A 25401-nucleotide genomic window follows, 5' to 3' on the forward strand; every position below is an offset into this window, starting at 1 on the left:
TGTGTTTTTTATATTTTCTCCAAAAAAATGGAAAAAAAACAAGCCTAAGCTTGTTCTCATTTTCATTGTTCCATAATATCTGACGTAACTATATCTTTAGATAAAATTGATTTAAATACCATCTCTCATATTGCATATGCACAAATTCTTGATGAGAAAGAAAAAGAACGATATTTAGCATCACTCGAAATTGTGCTGAAATTTATATCCGAACCTCTTTTCATTTCTGTATCAAAGTCACCAGTTAAACTTATGATTTTAATATTTCGCTCTTTAGCCTTTTCAAAAATTTTCTTCAACTCAGCTTTATCCCCTGAATAAGATAAAAGGATAACAACATCATTTTCTTCCATATAGTTAATATTCATGATTTGTTGGTGTCAATCTACACCCATCATCGAATGTTTTCCGATTTGAATTAATTTATGTTCGATCGCAAATTTTAATGATGTGTTACCACCCATTGCTGCGACATTTATTTTTTCTGCATTCAAAATCATTTCAGCAGCAGCTTCAATTTTATTATCAGGGTTGTTTTTAAAAGTTGCCCTCAAATCACTTACTAGGGTCTCAATATTATCTTGATAATTATTCTCAGCGAATTTTTCTTCAAAGTATGAAGATATTTCCTTGTTAAGAATTATTTGAAATTCTTTATAGTTATTCATCTTCAGTTGATTTTGAACATATCTTGTCGCTGACGGTTGACTACACTTAGCTTTTTCTGCTAATTCCACAACTCCTGAATTAAAAGATTTGTTATTAGTTATCTCATCAATGATAACATTACTAATATCTTGATTGATAGTTTTGTTTTCTTTTGAAAACTTATATATTTTTTCTATTACCATTTTATAGATCTCCTTTAATTAGTTCTTTTTTATAGTGTATCACAATTAAAAAAATACCCAATAAAAGCGTTTCTTATTTTAAGTTGGTATTTATCAAATTAGATAGTATATTATTTAATTAATGGAGGTATTTTTTGAAGATACAAATCATAGGACCGAATGGTGCTGACTTAAGTTTATACGCAAACTTAATTCAAGAAATACACCATCTCCCTCTTCTTGAAGTAGATGATGGAGCAACATCAATTAATGTAGAAACACTACGAAACTTTCTTAACGAAAATGATTCATGAGTTATTAGTGGAAATTTAATGAAACGAGAAAACTTCGAATTTGTTAAACCTAATTTACTTATTTATATAGTTGGTGAAAAAGAACCCACTTTTAGATCTAGAAATATTTATAGACGTGAAGTTTTATCTGATGGCTCAATAACTATCAAAAACAAAAACTTAACAAACAGCGATATTGAGAAGAGAGCTTATGAATATATGAGTGATGAAAACGAACTCGCAACTGACACTATGAGGTGGCATCAAAGCCTTATGGATAACACTACAGCTGAGGTACTTGTAATTAAAAAACAAAACAAGTTAGCAAAAAACTTAAAGAAGATAGCTTTAGAAATTAATTTTGATGGAAGTAAATCTAAAAAATATGCAATTTACTTAAGTTCATACATCAGTCTATGTTCGGAATTCATAAAAGCTTTAATAGTTGTAATTTTTGTTTGACCATTCTATTCACTTAATAGAAAGATTAAGAATTATCGTCAAAATGGTTGATGAAGAAAAAAACAAAGAGAAATAAAAAAATATGAAAGAAAAAATAAAAAGAATAAGTAGGTTATAAAATGAGAATACAAATTATTGGAGCTAGCGCAACTGGTAAAAGTAGTTTAGCAAAACTAATTGCTGATCAAAATAATATTAAATGAATAGATACTGATAACTACTACTGAAAAGATGAGTCTCTTTCAATTAAAAATACAGACTTGGAAAAATATAATTTATGATTAGAAGATATGAATAAGTACGAGGACTGAGTTGTATCTGGTAGTAACTACTCATGACACAAACCGGGATTTGAAGACAAGGAATTATTAGTTTTTTTACAAATGGATGAAAGTAAAAGATTTGAAAGATTATACAAAAGAGAAATATCTCGTCATGGAGATAAAGCATTTGATATGATTGATGATCAAGGTAATCCAACAAATTCATTTATTGAATGATGTAAAACTTATTACTCTCAAACAAGTCCTTTGAAGGGTGGTTCTTATTTAGCACACACAATTGAAATTGACAATGCAAAATGCCCCGTCTTAAAATTAGATGCTGAACTCCCTTTAGAAGAAAAATATAATTTAATAATGGCTGAGATAAGCAAATAAAAAAGAATCGCAAGATTCTTTTTTTACTATTTATTTGTAATTCAATTATAGACATTGTCTCATTCATTTTCTTTAAATTTAACCAGATTGTCAATAATATCTTTTTTAGATTCTTCAGATAACTCGTCACCTTTAATCCCAGATATTGTTTCTCAAATATTAATACTATTTCCTCCAAACACAAATTCTCCATTTCAGTCAGGAGATATTTGTTCCATAATTTTATTTATTTCATCAAGAGTTTTAGCATCTCTTAACGCAGTTTCAATTCTTAGAGAAATATCATCAATTTTATCATTTAATAAAGTACCTAGAATAGTTCCTAATTTTATATCTTGGAATGAATAATACAAGAAATATATTGCTCCACCAAGTAGTGCCATCATATAGAAAACAAAGAATACTATCCCTGCTATTTTGAAGGTTTTATTACGATACATCAAAGCTGAAAATAATACAGTCAAAATTGATATCATCAAAATAGCGGTACCAACAATGAAAGGTATGATAAGTATTTTATCTAAAATATTTGATCCTGTAATATCTTGAACTGATGAAAAACCAAATGGATTAATAAATGCATTAATTATCGAATATAAACTATCAAATGGTGTGAACCCTTCTACATTTGTATCCAAGAAAGTTATTAAATAATTTTTAGGTTCTGTTATAACCTCATCTATTGCTTCATCCAAACCGAGATAACCAAATACACCAGCTCCATACAACATTAGAAATAGTCCTAACAAGAAAAATAGAGAGCTAGATATATAAGTAATAATCCTTGAAACTTTCCCGACAAATCCTTTGTTCAAATTTAAAACAAAAAATATCAGAGATATTATTGCAAATCCTATCATGATTCCAGATAAAGTTTGTAATAGTTGTGGTCAATATTTATCAAAACCATCCAAATTGTAATTCGATATAGAATCCTTGATTGAATTAGTTAGATCTTGAATTGCGTTATGCATATATTCACATCCTTTATTAGTCTAATTATAAACAAAAAAAGAGCAAAAGCTCTTTTTCTTTTTATCAAATGTGTGATGGTTTTTTATTTTCACTTTCTTCTGTGAATTTTTCTTTTTTAGAATCAATAAATGATTGTTGTATCATTCTTCCTTTTAATTGTTGTACAGTTTGAATTGCAACTGAGATACAAATAATTAATCCAGTACCTCCGATTGCTAAGTTTGATGGTAGATCCGTCAACTTAGAAATAACGTATGGTAATATAGCGATTAATGCCAAGAATACAGCTCCGATAACAGAAAGTCTATTGATAGTTCCTGTTAAGAATTTAGTTGTATCTTTACCTGGTTTAATACCTGGAACGAAAGTTCCAGATTTTTGGAAGTTCTCTGAAATTTTTTCAGGATTGATTTGAACTTGTGCATATAAGAATGTAAACATTAATATTAATACTGCATAAATTCCAATACCTCATCATGTTCCAAAGTATAAGAAATTGTTACAGAAGTATACAAACCCAGAGTCTGGATTGGATACTTGAACGATTTGTGAAATTGTGATTGGTGTAGATATAATTGCTGATGCAAAGATTACCGGAATAACCCCTGCATTATTGATTTTAAGTGGTAGGTATGGAGTGTGATCTTTTGAATCAACTAGTCCAGAACCCGTTTGTTGAATTGGAATTTTTCTTTCCGCTTCATTCATTAGAACAACAAAGAAGATAACTAAGAAGAACACACCGACATATATGATGAATTTTAATAATCCATCAAATAGGATGTTTGCTTCTTCATTTTTACTTGAAACTCAAAACTCAAATGTAGCTTTAAAGTTTGTAGGCATCGTTGTAATAATACCGATGAAAATGATAATAGAAACACCATTTCCAACCCCTTTAACAGTTATTTGGTCAGCTAATCATAACATAAGGAATGAACCAGCTAACATAACCATAGGAACTAAAATATAGTAAAATGCAATACTTGATCCTCCATCATTTCACTTAGGTTCAATTAACCCTTGTGAAGATAATGTGAAGATTGTAGCTTCCGCTTGCATTACTGCAAATGGAATCATTAATACTTTTGTCAATTTATCTAACTTTTTACGCCCTCTCTCACCTGATTTAGATCAACGAGAAAGAACAGGAATAACATCTGTTGAAAGTAACTGAACAATAATAGATGCCGTAATATATGGAGAGACCCCCAATGCTAAGATTGAGAATTTACCAATACTTCCTCCTCCTAAAGTAGATAGAAGTTGGAAAAATTGTATATCATTTACCCCACTAGTAAAATCATCATTTATTGTTACACCCGGAACTGTTAAATAAATACCAGCTCTAATCACCACTAACACTAATAATGTAAAAACGATTCGAAAAAACAAATCCTTATTCTTTGTAAAGAAATTCGCCCTCTCGAAATCGTTTTTATTTTTAGATTTTTTAATGATTCCAGGCTTACTTTTTTTAGTAATCTGTTTTTTTATCATTATAATACCTCTGCAGTTCCCCCAACTTTTTCAATAGCTGTTTTAGCTGATTGAGAGATTTTGTTAACTTTAACATTAACTTTTTTAGTTAATGTTCCGTTTCCTAAAACTTTAACTAATTGTTTTTCGTTTTTAATAACTTTAGCTTCAATTAAAGTTTTGTGATCAACTGTTGTTAATCCCATGTTTTCTAAATCAGTTAAGTTAATTAATACGAATTCTTTCATGTTTCTTGAAGTAAATCCAATTTTTGGAAGTCTTCTGAATAAAGGAGTTTGTCCCCCTTCAAATCCGGGTCTTACCCCTCCACCTGAACGTGAGTTTTGTCCTTTGTGACCTCTTGTAGAAGTTTTACCTTTTCCAGAAGCCATTCCTCTACCTACACGTGTAGCGTCTTTTTTACTACCTTCAGTATATTTTAATTCATGTAATTTCATAAAATCTGTTGACTCCTTTCTTAAGCTTTAGCAGCTTCTACTTTTTTTGGTGCAGATTTGGCAACTTTACCAAATCTTAATTCTTGAACTCTTTTAGCTGTTTGCATGTTTTGTAAACCATCTAAAGTAGCTCTAATCATGTTGATAGGAGTATTACGTCCTAATGATTTAGCGTAGATATCGTTGATCCCCGCTAATTCAATAACGGCACGTGCTGGTCCCCCTGCGATAACTCCAGTTCCTTCTTTAGCTGGTTTAATTAATACTTTACCAGCTCCATAAGTTCCTAAAATTTCGTGAGGTACAGTTGTTCCTCTTAATGAAACAGTGATTAAGTTTTTACGTGCTTCCTTGATAGCTTTTTTAATTGCTTCAGGAACCTCGTTAGCTTTCCCTGTTCCCATACCAACTTGACCTTTTTTGTTTCCAACAACAACAACTGCTGCGAAATGGAAGTGACGTCCACCTTTTGTTACTTTAGTAACACGACGGATAGTTACAACTTTTTCTTCGAAGTCATCTTTTGGTTTTTCGAAACGACGGTTATTGTTGTTTCTTGGTTTTGAGTTTTTTCTGTCGAATTTTTTAGCTTCTGCTGGTTGAGCAGCTGCTACTGTAGCGTTTTCTGCTACTTCAATTGTTTTGTTTTCTGTAGTCATTTTTTCCTGCTCCTCCTAGAATTTTAATCCGTTTTCTCTTGCTGCTTCAGCGAATGCTTTAACAACACCATGGTATAAATATCCACCACGGTCGAATACAACTGTATCAATGTTTGCAGCTACTGCTTTTTTAGCAATATCTTCAGCCACTTTTACTGCTGATTCTGTGTTAGATCCGTTTTTTAGACCTAATTTTAAAGTTGATGCTGATACTAAAGTTGTACCTGTAGTATCGTCAATAATTTGAGCATAGAAGTTTGTGTTAGATTTGAATACATTTAATCTAGGTCTTGAAGTAGTTCCAGAAATTTTGTTTCTTACTCTAAAGTGTCTTCTTTTTCTTGATTCTGCTTTTGTAAATTTCATAATTTATTTCCCTTTTAAAGCGTTGGCTTATTTACCAGCTGCTTTTCCTTCTTTTCTAAATAATGTGTTCATCTTTGTAACGTACACCTTTACCTTTGTATGGTTCTGGTTTTCTATATGCTCTAATGTTTGCTGCAACTTCTCCAACTAATTGTTTATCGATCCCTGAAATGATAACTTCTGTTGGTTTTGGAGTTTCAACTGTAATTCCTTCTGGAATTACGTATTCAACTGGGTGTGAGAATCCTAATGATAAGTTGATTACATTACCAGCAACTGCTGCTTTGTACCCAACCCCAAGGATTGATAATTCTTTTTTGAATCCTTCACTTACACCTGTTAACATACCTTGTAATAAAGAGTTTGTTGTTCCATGTAATTGTTTTGTATGTTTTACTTCGTTTGCTCTAGTTGTAGTTACATTACCGTCTGCTACGCTAATTGTAATAACTGGAGCGAATTGTTTTGTTAAAGTTCCTTTTGGTCCTTTTACTGTTACTGTGTTATCTGCTGCTACTGTAATTTCAACACCGGCAGGGATAGCTAATATTCTGTTTCCTATACGTGACATATATTAATTCCTCGCCTTTTCTATCAGATGAAAGCTAAAACTTCACCACCAACATTGTTGGCGCGAGCTTGCTTATCTGTCATGATTCCTTGTGATGTTGAAATGATACCGATTCCTAAACCGTTTAATACTTGTGGGATTTCGTTTGCTGGTGCGTATACTCTTAGTCCTGGTTTTGAGATTTTTTTAAGTCCTTGAATAACTCTTGTTTTACCTTGGTATTTTAATTCTAAAGTAATAGTTTTTTTGGCTTCTCCCTCAACTGTAAAGTTTGAGATGAATCCTTGTTCTTTTAAGATTTCTGCTATTTCTAGTTTCATTTTGCTTCCAGGCATAGATACTGTTTTTAAATATCTTTGGTTAGCATTACGAATTCTAGTAAGCATATCTGCAATTACGTCTGTAGTCATATTTTCTATTTCCTTTTCTAATTATCAAGATGCTTTTCTAATACCAGGGATTTGTCCTTCGTATGCATATTTTCTAAAGCATAAACGACAAATTCCGAATTTTTTTAGCACAGCGTGTGGTCTACCACATTGGTTACAACGTGTATAAGCTCTAACAGCAAATTTTTGTTGTTTAGCTTGTTTTACTTTTAATGATTTTTTAGCCATTTTTTCTATCCCCCATTATTTTTGGAAAGGCATTCCCATTTTTTGTAATAATGAAAATGCTTCCTCGTTAGTTTTTGCAGTAGTTACAACAGTAATGTCCATTCCACGAAGTTTTTGAACTTTATCATATTCAATTTCAGGGAAAATGATTTGTTCTTTAATTCCTAGAGTGTAGTTTCCAAATCCATCGAATGATGTAGTTGATACCCCTCTAAAGTCACGTACACGTGGAAGTGATACGTTAACTAAACGATCAAGGAAGTCGTACATTTTTTTACCTCTAAGTGTAACTTTTGTACCGATTGGCATCCCTTCACGTAATTTGAATACAGCTAAAGATTTTTTAGCTTTTGTTACTAATGGTTTTTGACCAGCGATTAATTCTAATTCAGCAACTGCCATATCTAATTTCTTAGTATCTGTAGTAGCTTCTCCAACTCCCATGTTAATTACGATTTTAGTAATTTTTGGAACTTGCATCACTGATTTGTACCCTTGTTCTTTAAATAAAACAGGAACAATTTCATTAGTATATTTTGTTTCTAATCTTGATTTCATAATATATATCTGTTCCTTTCTTATTTAGTAGTTTTCATACGTGTGTTTGATTTTTTAGCAACACGTAATTTTTTACCTTCAACGATTTCGTATCCGATTTTTGTTGTAGCTTCTTTATCTTTTGGATCTTGGATAGCTACGTTTGATAAATTGATTTTAGCTGGAATTTGTTTAATTCCACCTTCTGTATCAGTTTGTGAAGGTTTAACGTGTTTAACTACGTTTACCCCTTGAACTGAAACTCATTTTTTATCTTTTGAGATAAAAGTGATTGGTCCTAATTCACCTTTGTGAGAACCAGCAATGATTTTAACCACATCACCTTTTAAGATTTTTGATTTTGCCATATTCTGGTACCTCCTATAATACTTCTGGTGCTAGAGATGCAATTTTTGCAAATCCTGCGTCTTTAATTTCACGTGCAATTGGACCGAAAATACGTGTTCCACGTGGGTTTTTGTCATCTTTAATTAAAACTACTGCGTTTTCTGAGAATTTGATGTATGTTCCATCTTCTCTTCTTAATTCACGTTTAGTTCTAACGATAACTGCTTTAACAACTTGACCTTTTTTAACTGCACCACCAGGTGCTGCCGCAATAACTGAACAAACAATAATATCACCGATTCCAGTGAATTTTCTTACTGAACCACCAAGGTTACGAATTACACGAACTTCTTTAGCACCTGAGTTATCAGCTACTTTTAATACGGATAAGTTTTGAATCATAAATTTACTTCCTTATCTTTCTATTAAAGAACCGCTTTTTCAACAACTTTAACTAATCTAAAGTTTTTTGTTGCTGATAAAGGACGTGTTTCCATTATTTCTACTTTGTCACCGATTTTGGCAACTTGTAATTCGTCATGTGCTTTATATTTTTTAGAATATTTAACACGTTTTTTGTAAATTGGGTGGTTTTTGTATGTTTCAACTAACACAGTAATAGTTTTGTCCATTTTATCTGACACAACTTTACCAGTTAATACTTTTCTAGAATTTCTTTCCATTATTTGTTTTCTCCTTCTTCTTCAATTGCTGCGTTAGCCATTGCTGCTGCAATAGCGTCTTCATCTAATGAAGTTCCAAATTGTTCATTTTGCATTTCTTCGATCATTTTGCGTTGTTTTGCTCTTACTTCTTTTCCAGCTTCTTCTGCTTTTGTAACAGCTTCACTGTAGTTTGCTTTAATTGTTTTGTTTGTGTTTTCACCAGCTAAGCGTTTTTCACTTAGTGATAATTCGATACGTGCAATTTCTTTTTTAATATCTTTAATACGGTGTGTTTGTTCTAAAGAACCAACAGCAGCTTGGAATTTTAAAGCAAATAGTTCTGCTCTTTTTGATTCACCTAATTTAATTAATTCATCAACTGATAAATTTCTTAATTCTGCGATTTGATTTGTTTTAGCCATTATTCTTCACCTCTTTTAACGAATTTGCAACGGATTGGTAGTTTGTGCATTGCAAGTCTTAAAGCTTCCCTTGCGATTTCTTCACTTACTCCAGCGATTTCGAACATTACTGTTCCTTTTTTAACAACTGCTACTCATTTTTCAGGGTTACCTTTTCCAGATCCCATTCTAACTTCAGCAGGTTTTTTTGTCATAGACATGTGTGGGAAAATTCTAATTCAAGTTTTCCCGTCACGTTTCATAAAACGTGTCATAGCAATACGAGCAGCTTCGATTTGGTGGTTGTCAATTCAAGCACCATCTAAAGCCATTAATCCGAATTCACCAAAGTCAACTTGTTTAGCTCCTTTAGCTTTTCCTTCATAACTTACTCTGTGAGGCTTACGATATTTAGTTCTTTTTGGCATTAACATAATTATCTACGTCCTCCTCTTTTATTGTTGTTGTATCTTGGAGCTTCCATCATTGATGTATCAATGCTGTTTTTTCCTAATACTTCTCCATGGTTGATTCAAACTTTAACTCCGATTTGTCCATATGTAGTTGGTGCTTCATATAAAGCGAAATCAATGTTTGCTCTTAATGTTGATAAAGGTACTGATCCTTCTAAGTAACCTTCAGTACGAGCCATTTCAACTCCTCCTAAACGTCCACTTACAGAAGTTTTAATTCCTTTAACACCAGCTTTTAATGCTTTTCTAATAGCTAATTTTTGAACTGTACGGAATGAAGCACGGTTTGTGATTTGTTCCCCAATTCATCTAGCTACTAATGTTGCATCAGCATCTGGATTTTTAATTTCGATAACTTTAACTTTTACATCTAAGTTTCTGTCTTTAACAGCTTTTCTTACAGCTAAAACAATGTTTTCAACATTTTTACCTTCAGCTCCAAGAACGATAGCTGGACGAGCAGATTTAATGATTAATGTTAAATCATTAGATGTTCTTTCGATATCAATTTTAGCAACTGCTGCATCATTTAATAATGTAGCAACTGTTTTACGGATTACGATATCTTGGTTTAATCAAGTTACGTATTGTCCTTTTTCAGCGTATCATCTGTTTTCTCAATCTCTAACGATTCCTAAACGTAATACTTTTGGTGATACTTTTTGTCCCATATTTCTGCTCCTTCCTATCTAACGTCACTTACAATTAATGTAATGTGACTTGTTCTTTTTAAGATTTCGTATGCACGTCCGTGTGCTCTTGGTCTAAAACGTTTTAAAGTTGGACCTTCATCTACGAAAACTGTTTTTACAAATAACTTATCAGCTTCCATACCATTGTTGTTAACTGCGTTTGCAACTGCTGAGTTTAATAATTTTAAAACTGGTTCAGCTGATGCTTTATCTAAGTTTTGTAAAGTAGCAACTGCGTTAGCTACTGATTTGTTTCTGATTGTATCTACTACTAATCTTACTTTTCTAGGTGAGATACGAATCATATTTAATTTTGCTTTTGCTTCCATAATTATTCTCCTATCCCTTTCCTATTTTTTACCTTTGTCATCACCGTGACCACCGAATTTACGTGTTGGAGAAAATTCACCTAATTTGTGTCCAACCATATCTTCAGTCACGTATACAGGTATAAATTCTTTTCCATTATATACTCCGAAAGTTCTTCCGATGAATTCAGGGAAAATAGTTGATCTACGTGATCAAGTTTTAATAACGTCGTTTTGTCCCATTGTTTCCACTTTTTTAAATAAGTGTTCGTCAACGAATGGTCCTTTTTTTAATGATCTTGCCATATTCTTCTATTCTCCTTTTCTATTTAGTACGTCTTCTTACGATTAATTTTTGTGAGGCTTTTTTCTTATTACGTGTTTGCACACCTAATGCAGTTTTTCCTCATGGTGTTACAGGGTTCTTACGTCCAATTGGTGTACGTCCTTCTCCCCCTCCATGAGGGTGATCGATCGGGTTCATTACTGATCCACGAACTGTAGGTCTAATACCTTTTCAACGATTACGTCCTGCTTTTCCTCAATTAACTAAGTTGTACTCTTCATTTCCTACTTCACCGATTGTTGCGAAACATTCAGCTAAAACTTTTCTTACTTCTCCTGAAGCTAGACGTAAAGTAACATATTTACCATCATCGTCTTTCCCTAGGATTTGTACTGATGAACCAGCAGATCTTGCCATTTGTCCACCTTTACCAGGTTTTAATTCAACGTTGTGAACTAAAGTTCCTTCTGGAATGTTTTTTAATGGTGCAGCATTACCGATTTTAATATCAGCATTTTCTGATGCAACAATTTTCATTCCAACTTCCATTCCTTTAGCAAATAAGATGTAACGTTTTTCTCCGTCAATGTATTTTACTAATGAGATGAATGCGTTTCTGTTTGGATCGTATTCAATAGTTGCGATTGTTCCAACTACGTCTAATTTATTTCTTTTGAAATCAATAATACGGTATTTACGTTTGTGTCCCCCACCTTTGTGGCGAGTTGTAATAACCCCGCGGTTATTTCTTCCGGCATGTTTGTTTAATGCAACTGTTAATGATTTTTCAGGTGTATCTGTAGTTAAGATTGCTGAATAGTCAATAGTTGTCATATTTCTACGACCGTTTGTCGTAGGTTTATATTTTTTAATTGCCATAATATCCCTTTCTATAGCTTTGTTTTTATATTTATATTAGTGTTTACAATAATGTCCCTTTGGGAAAGGTTTTTCTATAAATCACTTAATACGTCTAATGATTCACCATCTTTTAAAGTGATGATTGCTTTTTTGTATTGATTTGTTTTTCCAACAAATTTACCCATTCTTTTATCTTTTCCTGAGTAGTTCATTGTTCTTACTGATTCAACTTTTACTTCAAAAATTTCTTCGAATGTTTTTTTGATTTGAACTTTGTTAGCTCTTCTATCAACTAAGAATGTATACACACCATCAGCATGACCAACGAATGATTTCTCAGTTAATACTGGTTTTTTAATTACTTCAGTTAAATGCATTATGCGTATACTCCTTCTACTGCTAAAGCAGCTTCTTCAGTCATAACTAATTTAGTAGCATTTAATAAGTCAAACACGTTGATTTGGTTAGCTTTTAATGTTTTAACTCTTTCAATGTTGTTTGCTGATTTAACAACAAATTCTTCTCTATCTTTTGTTATGATTAATGTTTTTTGATTATCAATTTGTAGGTTTTTCATTACAGCTACCATTTCTTTAGTAGATGGTTTTGAAAATTCAAATTTATCAACGATTACAAGATTGTTTTCTGATGCTTTAAGTGATAAAGCTGATCTGAAAGCCAATGCTTTTACTTTTTTGTTTACAGATTTTTTGTAGTTAATGTCTGGTGTTGGCCCGAAAGCAACTCCCCCACCTCTTCATTGAGGTGCTCTAATTGATCCTTGACGCGCACGTCCAGTTCCTTTTTGTCTTCAAGGTTTACGTCCACCACCACGTACTTCAGCACGAGTTTTAGTTTTCTTTGTTCCTTGTCTTAATGCAGCTTGTTGAGCAACTACAGTATCGTAAATTGCTTGTTGGTGAGGTTCAATTCCTCAAACTTTATCGTTTAAAGTAATGTCTTTAACTTCTTGACCTTGTTGGTTTAAAACTTTTAAATTCATTTTTTGATCCTCCTATGCTTCTTCAGTTGTAGCTACTGCTTCAACTGCGTTTCTATTTACTAATGCTGCTGCTTCTGTTGATTTAATTCCTTTTACATTTTGTTTAATTGAAACAAATTGATTTTTTGGTCCAGGAATTGAACCTTTTACTAACATTAAGTTGTTTGCTGTATCGATTGCTACAACTTCTAAGTTTTGGATTGTAACTTTTGCGTGTCCCATGTGACCAGCCATTTTTTTAGATTTGAAAATACGGTTAATAATTGCTCCCATTGATCCAATACCACGGTGGTATCCTGATCCGTGACCCATAGGTCCTCTTGAGTAATTATGTCTTTTGATTGCTCCCGCAAATCCTTTTCCTTTTGATATACCTGTAACGTCAACGTATTCACCAGATGTGAAGATGTCTTCTGCTTTGATTGTTGAACCAAATTCGAATCCATCCATGTTTCTGATTTCTTTTACGAAGCGCTTAGGTGCTGCTCCAGCTTTGGCAAAGTGCCCTGTTGCAGGTTTATTTACTAAATTAGCTCTTTTATCTTGAACTCCTAATTGAGTTGCAACGTATCCGTCTGATTCTTGAGTCTTAACTTGTAAAACTGTATTTGGTAAAACTTCAATTACTGTTACTGGTACTAATTTACCTGCTTCAGTGAAAACTTGAGTCATTTCTACCTTACGTCCTAAGATTCCTTTCATCTTAATTTCCTCCATTAATTTTGATAATCATGTATATTTCGTCTATTTTGTGTTTTTGATTTTTTTAGTTTGTTTTTTGAGATTGATTATTATAGTTTAATTTCAATATCTACACCACTTGGTAGTTTTACTCTTTTTAAAACGTCCATTGTTGTAGGTGTTGGGTTTAAGATTTCTAATAATCTTTTGTGTGTTCTCATTTCGAATTGTTCACGTGAATCTTTGTATTTATGAACAGCTCTTAAGATTGTAATGATTTGTTTTTCTGTTGGTAAAGGGATTGGTCCTCTAACTTTTGCACCAGTTCCTTCAGCAGCTTCAATAATCTTTGAAATGCTTTGATCAACAATTGCGTGATCATAACCTTTAAGTTTGATTCTCATTTTTGTATCTGCCATGCTAACCTCCTAATTTTTTGATTTTTAACGACAACTCACACCTGTGTGTTGTCTTTGCGTACACAAAATATACATGCTTTTTAATTATACCCATATTGTTTCTATATTAAAAGGCATATATAAGAAAACTTTAAAAAAGATAAAAACCCCTATTTTAAGGGGTTTTTAATCTAAATACTTATATATGTTCTAAATCTTTTTATATCGTTTAAGAATTGTATTTAATAGGTCAATCTCGTCATTATTAACAGCATATTTAGATAAGGTATTAAATGTTGCCTTATTATCTAAAATATAAGTTAAATAGTTTAATTTCAACTCTCTGAAGATCTTTTCAATATTCTTGATAGCTGTTTCAAAATCAATTCCTTCAAATGCAACTTCGATTCCTTTAACTAAGTATTGATAGTTATTAGTGATATTAAAAAGATGTCAATAAACGGTATCTTTATCAATGTTTTCAGATAATAGTTTTTCAACATTAGTTATTAGTTGATTTGCTAAGAGACTATTTTCGAAATAGAATTCAGCCACAATGTTATAACTTCATTCCAATGTTGTATTCAGTGTAAATACTCCACGATCTAAATCAACATAATCAATCTTATCTAAAATAGAATAATCTTCTAATAGTAATTCTTTTGGTAAATAGTATATTCTTTGATTCTTATTCGTTTGCACTAATTCGAATCTGTTTGAGATTACAAAGACATCTTTAAACTTAAATTTGTTTAAATCAAATCCTTCATGTACTAAATGTCTATGTATGCTCATATCTTTAGCTGGTGTTTTAGCATTTTGGATATTATAAGTTTCAATAAACTCTTGATTAATTCCTTCTTTGTTTGAACTAACGTTTTTATTACGGTTTTTAAACTTAAAGATATTTGGCATAAAGTTTTTTGCAAAGAATTCTTGCTCAACTATTTTTTGGAAGAAATAGTTCTTTGTTAAAAAGATAGTTGATTGCTTAATGAAGTCTAAGTAGATATCAAAACTAATCATGTAATAACCAGTAGCCACAACTTCTTTATCTGTTTCAATTGTAAAGAACTTTAAAGCTCTATTTCAATTGGCTGGTACAAACGCTAAATCTAAAATCGATTGAGGAACATTGCTATATTCTTCATTTCCAATTAGATAACTAATAACACCATTATTATTAATTACTTTAATTTCGATTAATACTGATTGATGGTCAAAATAAAACATATGTTCCTTTCTATAAAAAACTTGTGATTGCTCACAAGTTTTTAATTAAATATTATTTAGAATATTTACCTTGTGCTAGGTTGGCATTTCCTCCACCTTTGGCATTTACTTCTTTAATGTTTTTAAAGATATCAATAGCTTTGAATTTATCTTGAATTGATTCAGATACTCCAACAACTAAGAATCCTTCACCATTTGTTTCACTACCAAGAATTACAATTAGATCTTCGAATTTATTTCTCAATTGATCTGCTAATTCTTTTAAGTCTTTAATTGTTAAGTCTGTTGTGAATAATTTAATTTCATTTACGCCATCGGCATTAATTGTTGGTTCTAATGTTTTAAATTGTTCTAATTTAGCAGCAGTGATTAAATCATTAGCTTTTTTGTCATAACCTTTAAATACTTCTTTGTATTGCTCTACTAATGTTTTTAAAGTTTCTAAGTTAGCTTTAGTAATATCTAAACCAATAATTTGTTTGTTTAATGATTCTAAAGTTTCGTCTTTTAAGATTGTTTGTAATTGATTATATTTATCAGTTACTTTACCGGCTTCATCTAAATGTTTTTTGAATTGTTCTCTTAAATATTCATTAACTGTTTCATTTGAAGTTAAACACTTAATACGGAATGTTCCAGAACCTTTTGATTCAATTCCTGTAATAATAAAGTCTTCAATATCTTTAGTATTGTCAACGTGTGTTCCCCCACATAATTCAGAAGAGAAATCTCCGAATTTAACAACTCTAACTTCTTCATCGTATTTTTCAGTAAAGAATGCTAATGCTCCATATTTATTAACGGCATCATCCATGTTACAGAAGTATACTTCTCTATCGTGTGCTTCTTTGATTCTTCTTAATACTTCAGCTTCAGTTTCTTTTAATTCAGCTTCAGTTACATTTCTATTAAATGTAAAGTCCATTCTTAAACCATTTTCATCATTGTATGATCCAGATTGCATTACAGTATCTCCAAGAACATGTCTTAAAGCGTAATGTATCATATGTGTTCCAGAGTGGTTTTTCATAGTTAATGTTCTTTTATCTTCATCAACTTTGGCTTCAACAACATCACCAGTTGTTAAAGTTCCTGTTACTTGAACTCTATGAATGTTTTGTTTGTTTGGTCCTTGTTGAACATCAATTACCATTGCTGTTCCGTTTTCACCAATAATAATCCCGTTATCAGCTGCTTGTCCACCTTTTTCAGCATAGAAAGGAGTTTTATCTAAAATGATAAACCCTTCAGCATCAGTTAAAGATTTAATTTCTTTATCATCGGCAAACATAAAGTTAATTGTTGAATCACTTCTAACTGTTTCTTCTCATCCCGTGAATTCAGATTCAACAGTTAATTTTGTAAATAATTCATTTTGCTTATCTCAAGCTTTTAAATCTTTACGAGCATTTCTGGCAGCTTCTTTAGTTTGTTCTAATAATTTTTCGAAACCTTCTAAGTCAACTTTAACACCACGCTCTTCAGCCATTTCTAAAGTTTGTTCAATTGGGAATCCAAATGATTCAAATAATAGTAAAGCATTTTTAGCTGATACTTCTTTTTCATCATTGATGATTTTTTCTAATAAGTCATATCCTTTTGATAAAGTTTTTAAAAATTTTTCTTCTTCAGTTCTGATTGCATCTTCAATCATTTCTTTTTTGTCAATTAAGTATGGGTAGAAATCTCCCATTGCTTTAATAACTTCATCAACTAATTTGTATAAGAATGCAGTAGTAATTCCTAATTCTCTTCCATAAACTGATGAACGTCTAATTAAACGACGAATAATATATCCACGATCTTTGTTTCCTGGGAATACTCCATCAGCAATAGCGAATGATGTAGCTCTTACGTGATCAGCAATAACTTTGAATGCTGTATTAATTCTTGTTTGAGCTTTAACTGGATTTGTGTAGTTTTCAATTGAATACTTAAATTGTTGATCACACATAGTTTCAACTTTTTTAATAGTTGGTAAGAAAATGTCTGTTTCAAAGTTTGTTGGTGTATCTTGGAAGATTGAAGCTAATCTTTCTAGTCCAGCACCAGTATCTATGTTTTTTCTAGGTAGTTCAGCGTAGTTGTTGTTTCCATCGTTATTAAATTGTGAGAATACAACGTTTCATACTTCAATATATCTGTCATTTTCTAAATCTTCAGATAATAATTTAGTTCCTAAGTTTTCAGGATCTCATTTTTCTCCACGATCATAGAACATTTCAGTATTTGGTCCACAAGGTCCTTGTCCTACATCTCAGAAGTTTGTATCTCTAGTCATTGAGAAAATGTGATCTTCAGGAATTCCGATTTCTTCAGTTCAAACTCTGTAAGCTTCAGGATCTTCATTGAATACTGTTATGTATAATTTTTCTTTTGGAATTGCAAATCATTCTTCACTTGTTAATAATTCTCAAGCAAAGTGAATAGCTTCAGTTTTGAAGTAATCTCCAATTGAAAAGTTTCCTAACATTTCAAACATTGTTTGGTGACGTGCAGTTACTCCAACATTTTCAATATCATTTGTTCTAATAGCTTTTTGTGAGTTTGTTAATCTAGGGGCGGGTGGTGTTTTTCTACCATCAAAATATGGTTTTAAAGTAGCAACTCCTGAGTTAATTCATAATAGTGATGCATCATCTACTGGAATTAGTGAAACAGGTGCTAAAAAGTGGTGACCTTTTGATTGGAAAAAGTCTAGTCACATTTGTCTGATTTCGTTTGTTGATAATTTTTTCATTATATACCCCTTTAATAATTTTTACATATTAATTATTATACAACTTTCCAACCCGACTTTTATCACAAATGCCCAATTATTTTTTTATGAAAAAACATCTCTAAATGAAAATATTTTATGGGACAATTTTAATACACGAGGTGAAATTATGAAATTAAAAAATTTAAATCAAAAGCGATTAATCATGATCGACTTAGATGGAACTACATTAATGAACGAGGGGGATAAAATCCACCCTTCTACTAAGAAGTCACTAATGAAGGCTGCCGCTAACGGACATAAGGTGTGTATTATTACAGGAAGACCATTTAGAGCTATCCAACATATCTATGAAGAATTAGAGTTAGATACAATTTTAACAAACTTCGATGGGGCACATATTCATGACCCTTATATGAAGCAATTCAAGAGAATTGTTTTAGGAATTAACAATGAAATTATTCAACAAATTATTAATGAACCAGCAATCGCTGATTCAGTTGAAAATATTTTGATTGAGTACTACCACAAATCAATGTTATGAAAAGAAGATAAAGACTTAAATGATTTCTTCCACTTAGATGAGATCAATGGTGAAGAAGAATTATTTATTGGAGATCCAAGAAAAGAATGAACAGGACCTTCAACAAACATTGTTTTAAAACTAAAAGATTCAACTTACAAAAACAGAGTATTACGTGTTTTAGGTAAATACCAAGATGCCATTAAAATTCAAAGTGATATTTTATATGGTGTTAAAAATACAGCTACAAAACCAGTTATTACTTTAACAAATAAAAATGCTTCAAAGGGATTTGCAGCTGATATTTTGGCTCAATACTACAATAAAGATTTGAGAGATGTTATTGCATTCGGAGATCAATTAAATGATTTTGAAATGCTTCAAAAAGTTGGTTATGGTATTGCTATGAAAAATGGAGCAGACGCTCTAAAATTTGTAGCTAAAGGAATCACTTACAAAACAAATGACGAAGGTGGTTTAGGTTTATATCTAGACGACTTATTAATCGGAAATGAAATATAAAAAATGAACCGAAAGGTTCATTTTTTTACTTATAAATTATCCTTTGAAAGGAGGTCTCTTATCTGCAGCTCAGTGTCCCATACCATAATCATAATTATCGTGATTTACAACTTGTTCTACAGTTCACTTACTTAAATCTTGGTCAAATAATGATGCGGAATCAAACATTTTTTCCATGTTTGTTACAGATGCAACATTTCATCCTGAGATATCAGCATTAAACACTGATGCCCATTGGAACATCGCAGTCATACTTGTAGCACTGAATTCTTTTCATTTATCTAAACCTTTACCAGTGAATGAAGAAGTTCCATAGAATGTAGTTCCAAAATCTTTAACTTTTGTTACATCTCAATTTCCAAGATCACCATCAAATGCTTTTGCACCATCGAATGTACTTACCATTTTTTCAAGACTAGCAGTTGTTCACCCTTGGATTGTGTCTCCAGTGAAACTTACAGCATTATGAAACATATTTCCCATGTCTGTAACTTTTGAAACATCTCATTTTTCTAAACCTTTACCAGTGAAAATTGATTTTTTAGTTTCGATACTTTCACCATTACTTAAAGTTATTTGGAATGCTCTATCCATATTTGTAATATTTGAAGTATCTAGCATACCCAAATCACCATCAAAAACAATATTGTCTCTTAAAAAGTATTGCATTGAAGTTGCGTGTTCTGGTAATTTTGCATCTTTGTGAATTTCAGTTGTAGTTGTTAAAAGTGGAGTAACACTCACAACACCTTTATCATCAGTTGTGAATCCAAATTCCATTAAAGTTGTTCCTTCGTAAACGGCTTCTTTAGAAGTTAAAATAATATCTTCAACTGCAGAATTTTCATCGAATTTTTCTAATGTTGCTAATGAAGCATCAACTTCAGCTTGAGTAGCATCAGTTTTAGCAACTACTAACTCAGCTGCTTCAATTGCTGATTGAGCTTCATCAGTTAATTTCTTACCATCTTTTGCAAAAGCCTTAATTTCAGCAATTCTTGCTTCCAATACCTTTTTATCAACTGGTTTAGCTTCAGGTTTAGCTTCTTCAATTTCTTTTTCTTTTTCTTTTACTTTGTTTTCAATTTCAGTAACTTTAACTGTAAGAACTTTAATTTCTTCTGTCACTGTTACGATCTCAACTTTAACTTCAGCCAACTCTTTTTCAGCAGCTTCAACTGTCATGTTTTCATCAATTGCGAAAGCAGTAATTCTAGTAGCGTTTTCATTTGCTTCAATGAACTCAGTTAATTCTGTTTCTCTTTCTTCTAATTCGTTAAGTTTTGTTGTTTTAGTTTCTAATTCAACTTTTGTTTCACTTAGTTGAGCATTCAACTCCTTCAACTCTTCTTCTAATTGTTCAACTGGTTTAACATCAGTTACACTTTTGTTGTTATTAACCGCTAAGACAGTTAATGGGATTGCAGTGGCAAGAGCAGCAGCTCCAAGCAATGCAAATAAATATGCTTTGTTCTTTTTCATTTTTCACCTCTATAGTTATCCACTTTTAAGTGGTTATTATCAAAATGATTTTATTCTCTTAAAGGAAGAAAAACATATAAAAAACATTCCTTATTGGAATGTTTTACATATAAATATTCTTATACTTCGTATCTGAAAAAACATATTTAATAGTTTCACTATCGGCCTTATACCTATTAGTAGTTTTATTAATCTTCGCAATATCTTTATCAGGGTTGTTTTTACTCATTCTAATAGATTTGATTTTTCATTCAAAACCATAATGAGAAACAAACATGTTAATTTTGTCATCTTTGAAAACGTACTTAACGCGGTTTTTCTCATTTTTAAATCTATTATTGAATTTACAAATTAATACCCTAATGTATCTTTCAACTAAGAACGAAGAAGCAAATAACATCAAGAAGTCAAAAACATAACTGAAGAATACATCAGATAGCCAGTGTGATCTAGCAATTACTAAAGTTGTCATCATGATTAACAAGTGCATGAATCAAACAACAAATATAACTTTTATGTATATTGGTAATTTCTTAGGTCTATTTTTTCCGACAAAAACGTACCCGATTCCGATTAATGAAAATGTTGATAGTGTATGTCCAGATGGGAAATCACCATCAGCTCACGCTTTCGGCGCATTAGTCATATCAACACCATTAAACATTCGTCACGGTAATCAATATTTTAAGTTATCAAATCAATTACCGTTAACTTCATATCATTGGAAATATTCAGCTTGGGTTCATTGATTGTTATTATATGAATCTAATATGTATTGAATATTATCTTCAATACCAGGTATCTTAAGCATTTCTTCTGTTAGTGTAATACCAACAGCTTTACCATCAACTAATTCTACCTGACCAATTATTGTTGAATAATCACTATTAACTAAAAATGGTCTTCCAAATGATTGTTTAATAAATCAAAGAGCCACATATGGCAAGATAAAGAATACCAAAGCTTTAACAGAAGATACTCAATATTCATTTGACAGAACATCTTGTCGTTTACTAAATTTCGTGCGTAAGTAAATAATCGATAAAGTTAATATCAACAATTCTTGAGTGACAATTATTATTCTAGAAACTAATTTATAAGTATTCGATGTCAAATATTCCGCATCAATCCCAGGACCGAATCCTGTATCCATATTTTTAGCTGATAAAACTCTTGTCATTTTGAAAGCTATGAAAATTGATAATAATAAACCGTAAACTAGGTATATTCACCAACTATGTCTCTTTGTTAGAGAATCAGTTTTCTGTTTTTTATAATAGTGAATTGTTTCTAAAATTATGAATAAGCAAATAAATACAACAAGCCATACTTGCTCTTCACCTACTTGGTCATAAAATACGACAATGAATTTCACAACTTCATTTTGCATACCTTTTCCAAATCATACTGATCAATCATAATCAAAACTGCTAATTGATGTCAAAATGAATCCTATAAAAAAGATGATTGCAAAAACAGTTAGTGGTATGAATCACCACAAATTATTTTTCTTTATTTTAATCATTTAATTTCCTCTTACTATTTAAACTCAAATCTCTTCTGTTTCAGAAATTTGAAGACAAAGTAGATAATACTTCAATTAGGATAAAAATACCATATGAGACTATTAAAAAGAGTAAACAAGCTCCCAAAGTTAAACCTCATCCGATTTCATCTGGACATAGCATTCGATATGAACCTGGTCAATTACCATTTCATTCAGAATTAGCATTGGCTATTATATCTCCAGTTGCATTTATTGCTAAAAATCTTCCAATCACATAAACCATATAAGCCATTGGTAGTATTAAAGTTATCATTGCATCCTTGTAAAATACCTTTTTAGCAGGGGCAATATTTTTACTATCCTTAACTGTATAAACAAATAAATGTACCACTATGACTAGCGGCATAATAAAATGGCCAACGATTGCCTTAATCAATCCCAGGTGTTCAGAATCCATATGACCTGTTTTTATTAACAGACCACCATAAACTAAAAAAGAAATTAATCCTGTTGCTACAGAGGTCTTTTCCAATCATGGCAAAAGCCTTTGTTCTTTTCTGTGGATTGTACATAAATTATATGTGGCCATTATCAACATTATCCCAATTACTCAATTAGTATAATATAAACTCTCTTCCATCATTTTAAGATCGAAACTATAACTAGAATCCTTTGTAGCAATTGCATGCAATGGTTTTATAGCGAAAGCTGTTAAACCTAAAATTATTATCAAAATCGAATAGGCATACTCTATATATTTATTTTTTCTCATGATTAACCCTCTTGAATATCTTATCAATATATTTATTTAGCACATTAAAAAAGAGGGTTAAGTTCCCTCTTTTTTTAAAAAATAGCTTTTCTTATTATTTTATTAATGATTTTAATTCTTGAACCAGTTCATCCATACCATCAATTAATGGCATATATGTTTCTTCTTTCGTGAAATCAATTCCAGCATCTTTCATAATTTCCAATGGTTCTTTGTGCCCACCAGCCTTTAAGAAAGAAAGTGTTGATTCAATATTACCTTCTTTAATGTCAGCATACAATTTGTAGCTTGCAGTCACATCAATTGCATATTTATAAACATAAAATGGTGAGTGGAAGAAATGAGAAACTCTCGGTCATCCATAACCTACATTTTCTTCACCATCAATACTTGGAGTTTTATCAAAAACATTATAACCATATTCGTTTGCAATATTACCAAATAATTTACCTAGTTCATCAGCTGTTAACGGAATTCCATTCGCCACCATTTCACTTGCCTTGTATTCGAATTCAGCAAATTGAATTTGACGATAGAATGTCGAAACTAAGTCAAAAATTCTTTGTTGTAATAAATAGATTTTTTCTTCTTTAGAATCAGCATTTTTATACATGAAGTCAAACAATAAATGTTCATTAATAGTCGATGCCACTTCCGCTAGAATGATTGGATAATCACTCAATGGGTAAGGTTGGTTTTGGTCCGCAAATAACGTGTGTACTGAATGACCAGTTTCATGTGCTAAAGTATTTACAGAATTTAACTTATCATCTCAGTTCATCAAGATAATCGGGTCAACCCCAGATCCACCTGTTGAGTAAGCCCCATCTCTTTTATTAGTATCTTCGTAAAAATCAATTTTATTATCTGCTCAAGCAATATCTAAATTATCAAGATACTCTTGTCCCATTACTTCTAATGCTTTTCTGATAATAATTTTTGCTTCATCAACTGTAAATGTTCTATTATATTCTTTAACAAGTTTTAATTGTCTATCAGTTGGATAAAATTTTTCCATTCCAAATTTTTCTTTAATCAGTAACGTAAAATCTTCAAAAGGTTTTATATATTTTTTACCAACTTCTAAAAGTTTTAAATAAACATCAGTCGGAACTGAATCACCACTTAAACTCGCTTGTAGAGTTGACTCATAGTTTCTTATTTTTATAGACTCGTTAGATGATTGTAAAATACCTTCATAAATTTTTGCAAATGAATGCTTTTTATCACTGAAGTTTTTACCGAATAGTTTAGCCGCTGTCATTCTTAATTTTTGATCTTTGATTGGATCAGTATCTTCACTAATTTCTGCCATTAGCGAATTTGTTAATGTTTGAACTTTCCCTTTGTATTCAATCACTTCATCTTGGCGGTCAGCATAAGCTAATGTATCATACATCCCACAAATGGCTCCACGACTTCTTGAAACTTTAGATAGAAGTTGTTCGTCATGATCCGACAATATATGTTTTGCTTCTTCAAAGAATTTCTTCATACCATATGAATAAATTTGATATTCCTTATTTTCATCAAATCATTTTTCGATAACTTCTCATCCAACTTCTTTCATTTCTGGAGCTATAAAAGATGTAGCTTCTGAAAGTTTTTGTCATTCATTTGTTAATAAACCTTCAAGAACTTGATATTCTTGATCTGATTGATCTGTATCTCCATAGTGTAAATATACAACCATTTTATTTATCAACATATCGTTTTCTTTATCAAAATCTAAATATCTAAAGAATTCTTCTTTTTGATTTAAATTACCTTTGAAAGATTTGTATACTTCTGTAATATTTTCAAATTTAGCTAAATCTTTTTTTCATTCATCGTGACTTGCGTATAAATCTGAAAAATCTCATTTATACTTGTTGTCAGCTTCTTTTCTTTTCATCAACTACCCCTATTTTTTTTCTAACTCATCTTTTAATTCTTTAATCACTTTTTGTTGTTGAGCAATTAACTCATCCATTTTTTGAACTGTTTGTTCGAAAAATAAGATCAAGTTAGATTGAAGAGTTGCCATATTTAAAGTTTTTTGAATTCTTTGGTCATTGTTTAATTCAGGATTTCTTAACTCAGCAGCTTTCCCATAATAATCTTGTAAACCAGCAGTTACTGTATTTAATAATTGTGGTAACGGCATTGCTTGAAGGTCCAATTCAGTAAACTTGTCACCTTGTTCTTGTAATTTTTCTAAAGATGAATAGTCTTCTGTATCAAATTCAATCGCTTGTTTCTTAATAAAGATATTATAAACCTCTATTATTTTTTTAATATTTTCTTCTCTTACAGGAGTATTTGAAAGGTTAGTATCTTTTATTATAAGTTCTTCGATACCTTCAATTTCAATCACTCCAAGTTTATCCCCAAAGATAGAATTAACATCTTCATGTGTTAATTCTTTATTTTGTAAATCAATTACTTTAGTTGTTCCAAATTCAGCCGGAATACCAAAACCTAAAACTCTGTTTGGTTTTAAAATATCAGGTCTTAAAATCAATAAGATAAATTCTCCTTTGATTAAAATATTTCCTTCTACATCATGTAAATCATCAGCTTTGTAAAATGATCATGTTTTTAGTTTCATATTGTTCTCCTGTTTCTTAATAACTATATTT

At 31.2% G+C, this 25401-nt stretch carries 33 protein-coding genes; 3 read left to right on the forward strand and 30 right to left on the reverse strand.

The genetic code is table 4. The features are described from left to right. Positions 1 to 44: 44 nt before the first annotated feature. Positions 45 to 851, reverse strand: a complete 807-nt coding sequence (locus G319_RS08840; protein WP_035358715.1) for a MurR/RpiR family transcriptional regulator — start codon at positions 849 to 851, stop codon at positions 45 to 47. 134 nt (positions 852 to 985) lie between these two features. Here G319_RS08840 and G319_RS08845 point away from each other — a divergent pair, with 134 nt between their 5' ends. Together G319_RS08845 and G319_RS08850 are read left to right on the forward strand one after the other, a co-directional pair. Then, positions 986 to 1696, forward strand: coding sequence for a hypothetical protein (locus G319_RS08845; RefSeq protein ID WP_026389228.1), 711 nt, complete (start codon positions 986 to 988; stop codon positions 1694 to 1696). Between the two features lie 8 nt (positions 1697 to 1704). Beyond that, positions 1705 to 2244, forward strand: coding sequence for an AAA family ATPase (locus G319_RS08850; RefSeq protein WP_026389229.1), 540 nt, complete (start codon positions 1705 to 1707; stop codon positions 2242 to 2244). A gap of 26 nt (positions 2245 to 2270) precedes the next feature. Here G319_RS08850 and G319_RS0100725 read toward each other — a convergent pair whose 3' ends face one another. From G319_RS0100725 to alaS, 24 genes are all read right to left on the reverse strand, one after another. Further along, the gene (locus tag G319_RS0100725; protein WP_026389230.1) at positions 2271 to 3218 is read right to left on the reverse strand and encodes a hypothetical protein; all 948 of its coding nucleotides are present in this window, start codon (positions 3216 to 3218) and stop codon (positions 2271 to 2273) included. A gap of 61 nt (positions 3219 to 3279) precedes the next feature. Beyond that, complete coding sequence (gene secY / locus G319_RS0100730) at positions 3280 to 4722, reverse strand: preprotein translocase subunit SecY (protein WP_026389231.1); 1443 nt, start codon at positions 4720 to 4722, stop codon at positions 3280 to 3282. Next, positions 4719 to 5156 carry a 50S ribosomal protein L15 gene (gene rplO / locus G319_RS0100735; protein ID WP_026389232.1) on the reverse strand — a complete coding sequence of 146 codons (438 nt, stop codon included), beginning with the start codon at positions 5154 to 5156 and terminating at the stop codon, positions 4719 to 4721. The genes secY and rplO overlap by 4 nt, the downstream gene beginning before the upstream one ends. 20 nt (positions 5157 to 5176) lie before the next feature. Beyond that, positions 5177 to 5815, reverse strand: a complete 639-nt coding sequence (gene rpsE / locus G319_RS0100740; protein WP_026389233.1) for a 30S ribosomal protein S5 — start codon at positions 5813 to 5815, stop codon at positions 5177 to 5179. A gap of 15 nt (positions 5816 to 5830) precedes the next feature. After that, entirely contained in the window at positions 5831 to 6181 is a 351-nt protein-coding gene (gene rplR, locus G319_RS0100745) for a 50S ribosomal protein L18 (RefSeq protein ID WP_026389234.1), read from the reverse strand. Positions 6182 to 6236: 55 nt separating this feature from the next. Further along, positions 6237 to 6752, reverse strand: a complete 516-nt coding sequence (rplF, locus tag G319_RS0100750) for a 50S ribosomal protein L6 (RefSeq protein WP_026389235.1) — start codon at positions 6750 to 6752, stop codon at positions 6237 to 6239. A 20-nt stretch (positions 6753 to 6772) separates the two neighbouring features. Further along, entirely contained in the window at positions 6773 to 7162 is a 390-nt protein-coding gene (rpsH, locus tag G319_RS0100755; RefSeq protein WP_026389236.1) for a 30S ribosomal protein S8, read from the reverse strand. 21 nt (positions 7163 to 7183) lie between these two features. Then, entirely contained in the window at positions 7184 to 7369 is a 186-nt protein-coding gene (locus G319_RS0100760; protein WP_026389237.1) for a type Z 30S ribosomal protein S14, read from the reverse strand. A 15-nt stretch (positions 7370 to 7384) separates the two neighbouring features. Beyond that, entirely contained in the window at positions 7385 to 7927 is a 543-nt protein-coding gene (gene rplE, locus G319_RS0100765; protein ID WP_026389238.1) for a 50S ribosomal protein L5, read from the reverse strand. 20 nt (positions 7928 to 7947) lie between these two features. Further along, the gene (gene rplX, locus G319_RS0100770) at positions 7948 to 8274 is read right to left on the reverse strand and encodes a 50S ribosomal protein L24 (protein ID WP_026389239.1); all 327 of its coding nucleotides are present in this window, start codon (positions 8272 to 8274) and stop codon (positions 7948 to 7950) included. A gap of 13 nt (positions 8275 to 8287) precedes the next feature. Continuing rightward, positions 8288 to 8656 carry a 50S ribosomal protein L14 gene (gene rplN / locus G319_RS0100775; protein WP_026389240.1) on the reverse strand — a complete coding sequence of 123 codons (369 nt, stop codon included), beginning with the start codon at positions 8654 to 8656 and terminating at the stop codon, positions 8288 to 8290. Between the two features lie 23 nt (positions 8657 to 8679). Continuing rightward, positions 8680 to 8937, reverse strand: coding sequence for a 30S ribosomal protein S17 (gene rpsQ, locus G319_RS0100780; protein WP_035358721.1), 258 nt, complete (start codon positions 8935 to 8937; stop codon positions 8680 to 8682). Further along, a complete protein-coding gene (rpmC, locus tag G319_RS10185; RefSeq protein ID WP_026389242.1) occupies positions 8937 to 9341 on the reverse strand; it encodes a 50S ribosomal protein L29 in 405 nt (134 codons plus the stop codon). Before rpmC ends, rpsQ begins: the two co-directional genes overlap by 1 nt. Further along, a complete protein-coding gene (rplP, locus tag G319_RS0100790; RefSeq protein WP_026389243.1) occupies positions 9341 to 9754 on the reverse strand; it encodes a 50S ribosomal protein L16 in 414 nt (137 codons plus the stop codon). The genes rpmC and rplP overlap by 1 nt, the downstream gene beginning before the upstream one ends. 2 nt (positions 9755 to 9756) lie before the next feature. Next, entirely contained in the window at positions 9757 to 10464 is a 708-nt protein-coding gene (gene rpsC, locus G319_RS0100795) for a 30S ribosomal protein S3 (RefSeq protein ID WP_026389244.1), read from the reverse strand. 14 nt (positions 10465 to 10478) lie between these two features. Continuing rightward, positions 10479 to 10814, reverse strand: coding sequence for a 50S ribosomal protein L22 (gene rplV, locus G319_RS0100800; RefSeq protein WP_026389245.1), 336 nt, complete (start codon positions 10812 to 10814; stop codon positions 10479 to 10481). Positions 10815 to 10835: 21 nt separating this feature from the next. Beyond that, a complete protein-coding gene (rpsS, locus tag G319_RS0100805; RefSeq protein WP_026389246.1) occupies positions 10836 to 11099 on the reverse strand; it encodes a 30S ribosomal protein S19 in 264 nt (87 codons plus the stop codon). Between the two features lie 19 nt (positions 11100 to 11118). After that, positions 11119 to 11958 (reverse strand): 50S ribosomal protein L2, encoded by an 840-nt coding sequence (gene rplB / locus G319_RS0100810; protein ID WP_026389247.1) that lies wholly within the window; start codon positions 11956 to 11958, stop codon positions 11119 to 11121. 74 nt (positions 11959 to 12032) lie between these two features. Further along, positions 12033 to 12317, reverse strand: a complete 285-nt coding sequence (gene rplW, locus G319_RS0100815; RefSeq protein WP_026389248.1) for a 50S ribosomal protein L23 — start codon at positions 12315 to 12317, stop codon at positions 12033 to 12035. Next, positions 12317 to 12943: a 50S ribosomal protein L4 gene (gene rplD / locus G319_RS0100820; protein WP_026389249.1), complete on the reverse strand. Its 627-nt coding sequence runs from the start codon at positions 12941 to 12943 to the stop codon at positions 12317 to 12319. Before rplD ends, rplW begins: the two co-directional genes overlap by 1 nt. Positions 12944 to 12955: 12 nt before the next feature. Next, positions 12956 to 13645, reverse strand: coding sequence for a 50S ribosomal protein L3 (gene rplC, locus G319_RS0100825; RefSeq protein ID WP_026389250.1), 690 nt, complete (start codon positions 13643 to 13645; stop codon positions 12956 to 12958). Between the two features lie 89 nt (positions 13646 to 13734). Continuing rightward, positions 13735 to 14043 (reverse strand): 30S ribosomal protein S10, encoded by a 309-nt coding sequence (rpsJ, locus tag G319_RS0100830; RefSeq protein WP_026389251.1) that lies wholly within the window; start codon positions 14041 to 14043, stop codon positions 13735 to 13737. A gap of 189 nt (positions 14044 to 14232) precedes the next feature. Then, on the reverse strand, positions 14233 to 15255 hold the full coding sequence (locus G319_RS08860; RefSeq protein WP_026389252.1) for a hypothetical protein: 1023 nt from the start codon (positions 15253 to 15255) through the stop codon (positions 14233 to 14235). A 52-nt stretch (positions 15256 to 15307) separates the two neighbouring features. Then, positions 15308 to 17995, reverse strand: coding sequence for an alanine--tRNA ligase (gene alaS, locus G319_RS0100840; RefSeq protein WP_026389253.1), 2688 nt, complete (start codon positions 17993 to 17995; stop codon positions 15308 to 15310). A gap of 148 nt (positions 17996 to 18143) precedes the next feature. On the opposite strand from alaS, the gene G319_RS0100845 reads away from it, so the two are divergent. Beyond that, complete coding sequence (locus tag G319_RS0100845) at positions 18144 to 19019, forward strand: HAD-IIB family hydrolase (protein ID WP_026389254.1); 876 nt, start codon at positions 18144 to 18146, stop codon at positions 19017 to 19019. Between the two features lie 36 nt (positions 19020 to 19055). Here the strand turns inward: G319_RS0100845 and G319_RS04880 are convergent, their stop codons facing one another. The 5 genes from G319_RS04880 to G319_RS0100870 all read right to left on the reverse strand — a co-directional run bounded on the left by G319_RS04880 (position 19056) and on the right by G319_RS0100870 (position 25370). Further along, positions 19056 to 20501, reverse strand: coding sequence for a BspA family leucine-rich repeat surface protein (locus G319_RS04880; protein WP_051350833.1), 1446 nt, complete (start codon positions 20499 to 20501; stop codon positions 19056 to 19058). Positions 20502 to 20604: 103 nt separating this feature from the next. Next, complete coding sequence (locus G319_RS08865; protein WP_026389255.1) at positions 20605 to 22026, reverse strand: phosphatase PAP2 family protein; 1422 nt, start codon at positions 22024 to 22026, stop codon at positions 20605 to 20607. Beyond that, a complete protein-coding gene (locus tag G319_RS08870; RefSeq protein WP_026389256.1) occupies positions 22019 to 22780 on the reverse strand; it encodes a hypothetical protein in 762 nt (253 codons plus the stop codon). Before G319_RS08870 ends, G319_RS08865 begins: the two co-directional genes overlap by 8 nt. Positions 22781 to 22874: 94 nt before the next feature. Then, a complete protein-coding gene (gene pepF / locus G319_RS0100865; protein ID WP_026389257.1) occupies positions 22875 to 24674 on the reverse strand; it encodes an oligoendopeptidase F in 1800 nt (599 codons plus the stop codon). Between the two features lie 9 nt (positions 24675 to 24683). Continuing rightward, positions 24684 to 25370 (reverse strand): hypothetical protein, encoded by a 687-nt coding sequence (locus G319_RS0100870; protein WP_026389258.1) that lies wholly within the window; start codon positions 25368 to 25370, stop codon positions 24684 to 24686. Positions 25371 to 25401 lie beyond the last annotated feature (31 nt).

This window comes from Tullyiplasma multilocale ATCC 49900 (genome assembly GCF_000483165.1).
Taxonomy (GTDB): domain Bacteria; phylum Bacillota_I; class Bacilli_A; order Mycoplasmatales; family Mycoplasmataceae; genus Tullyiplasma; species Tullyiplasma multilocale.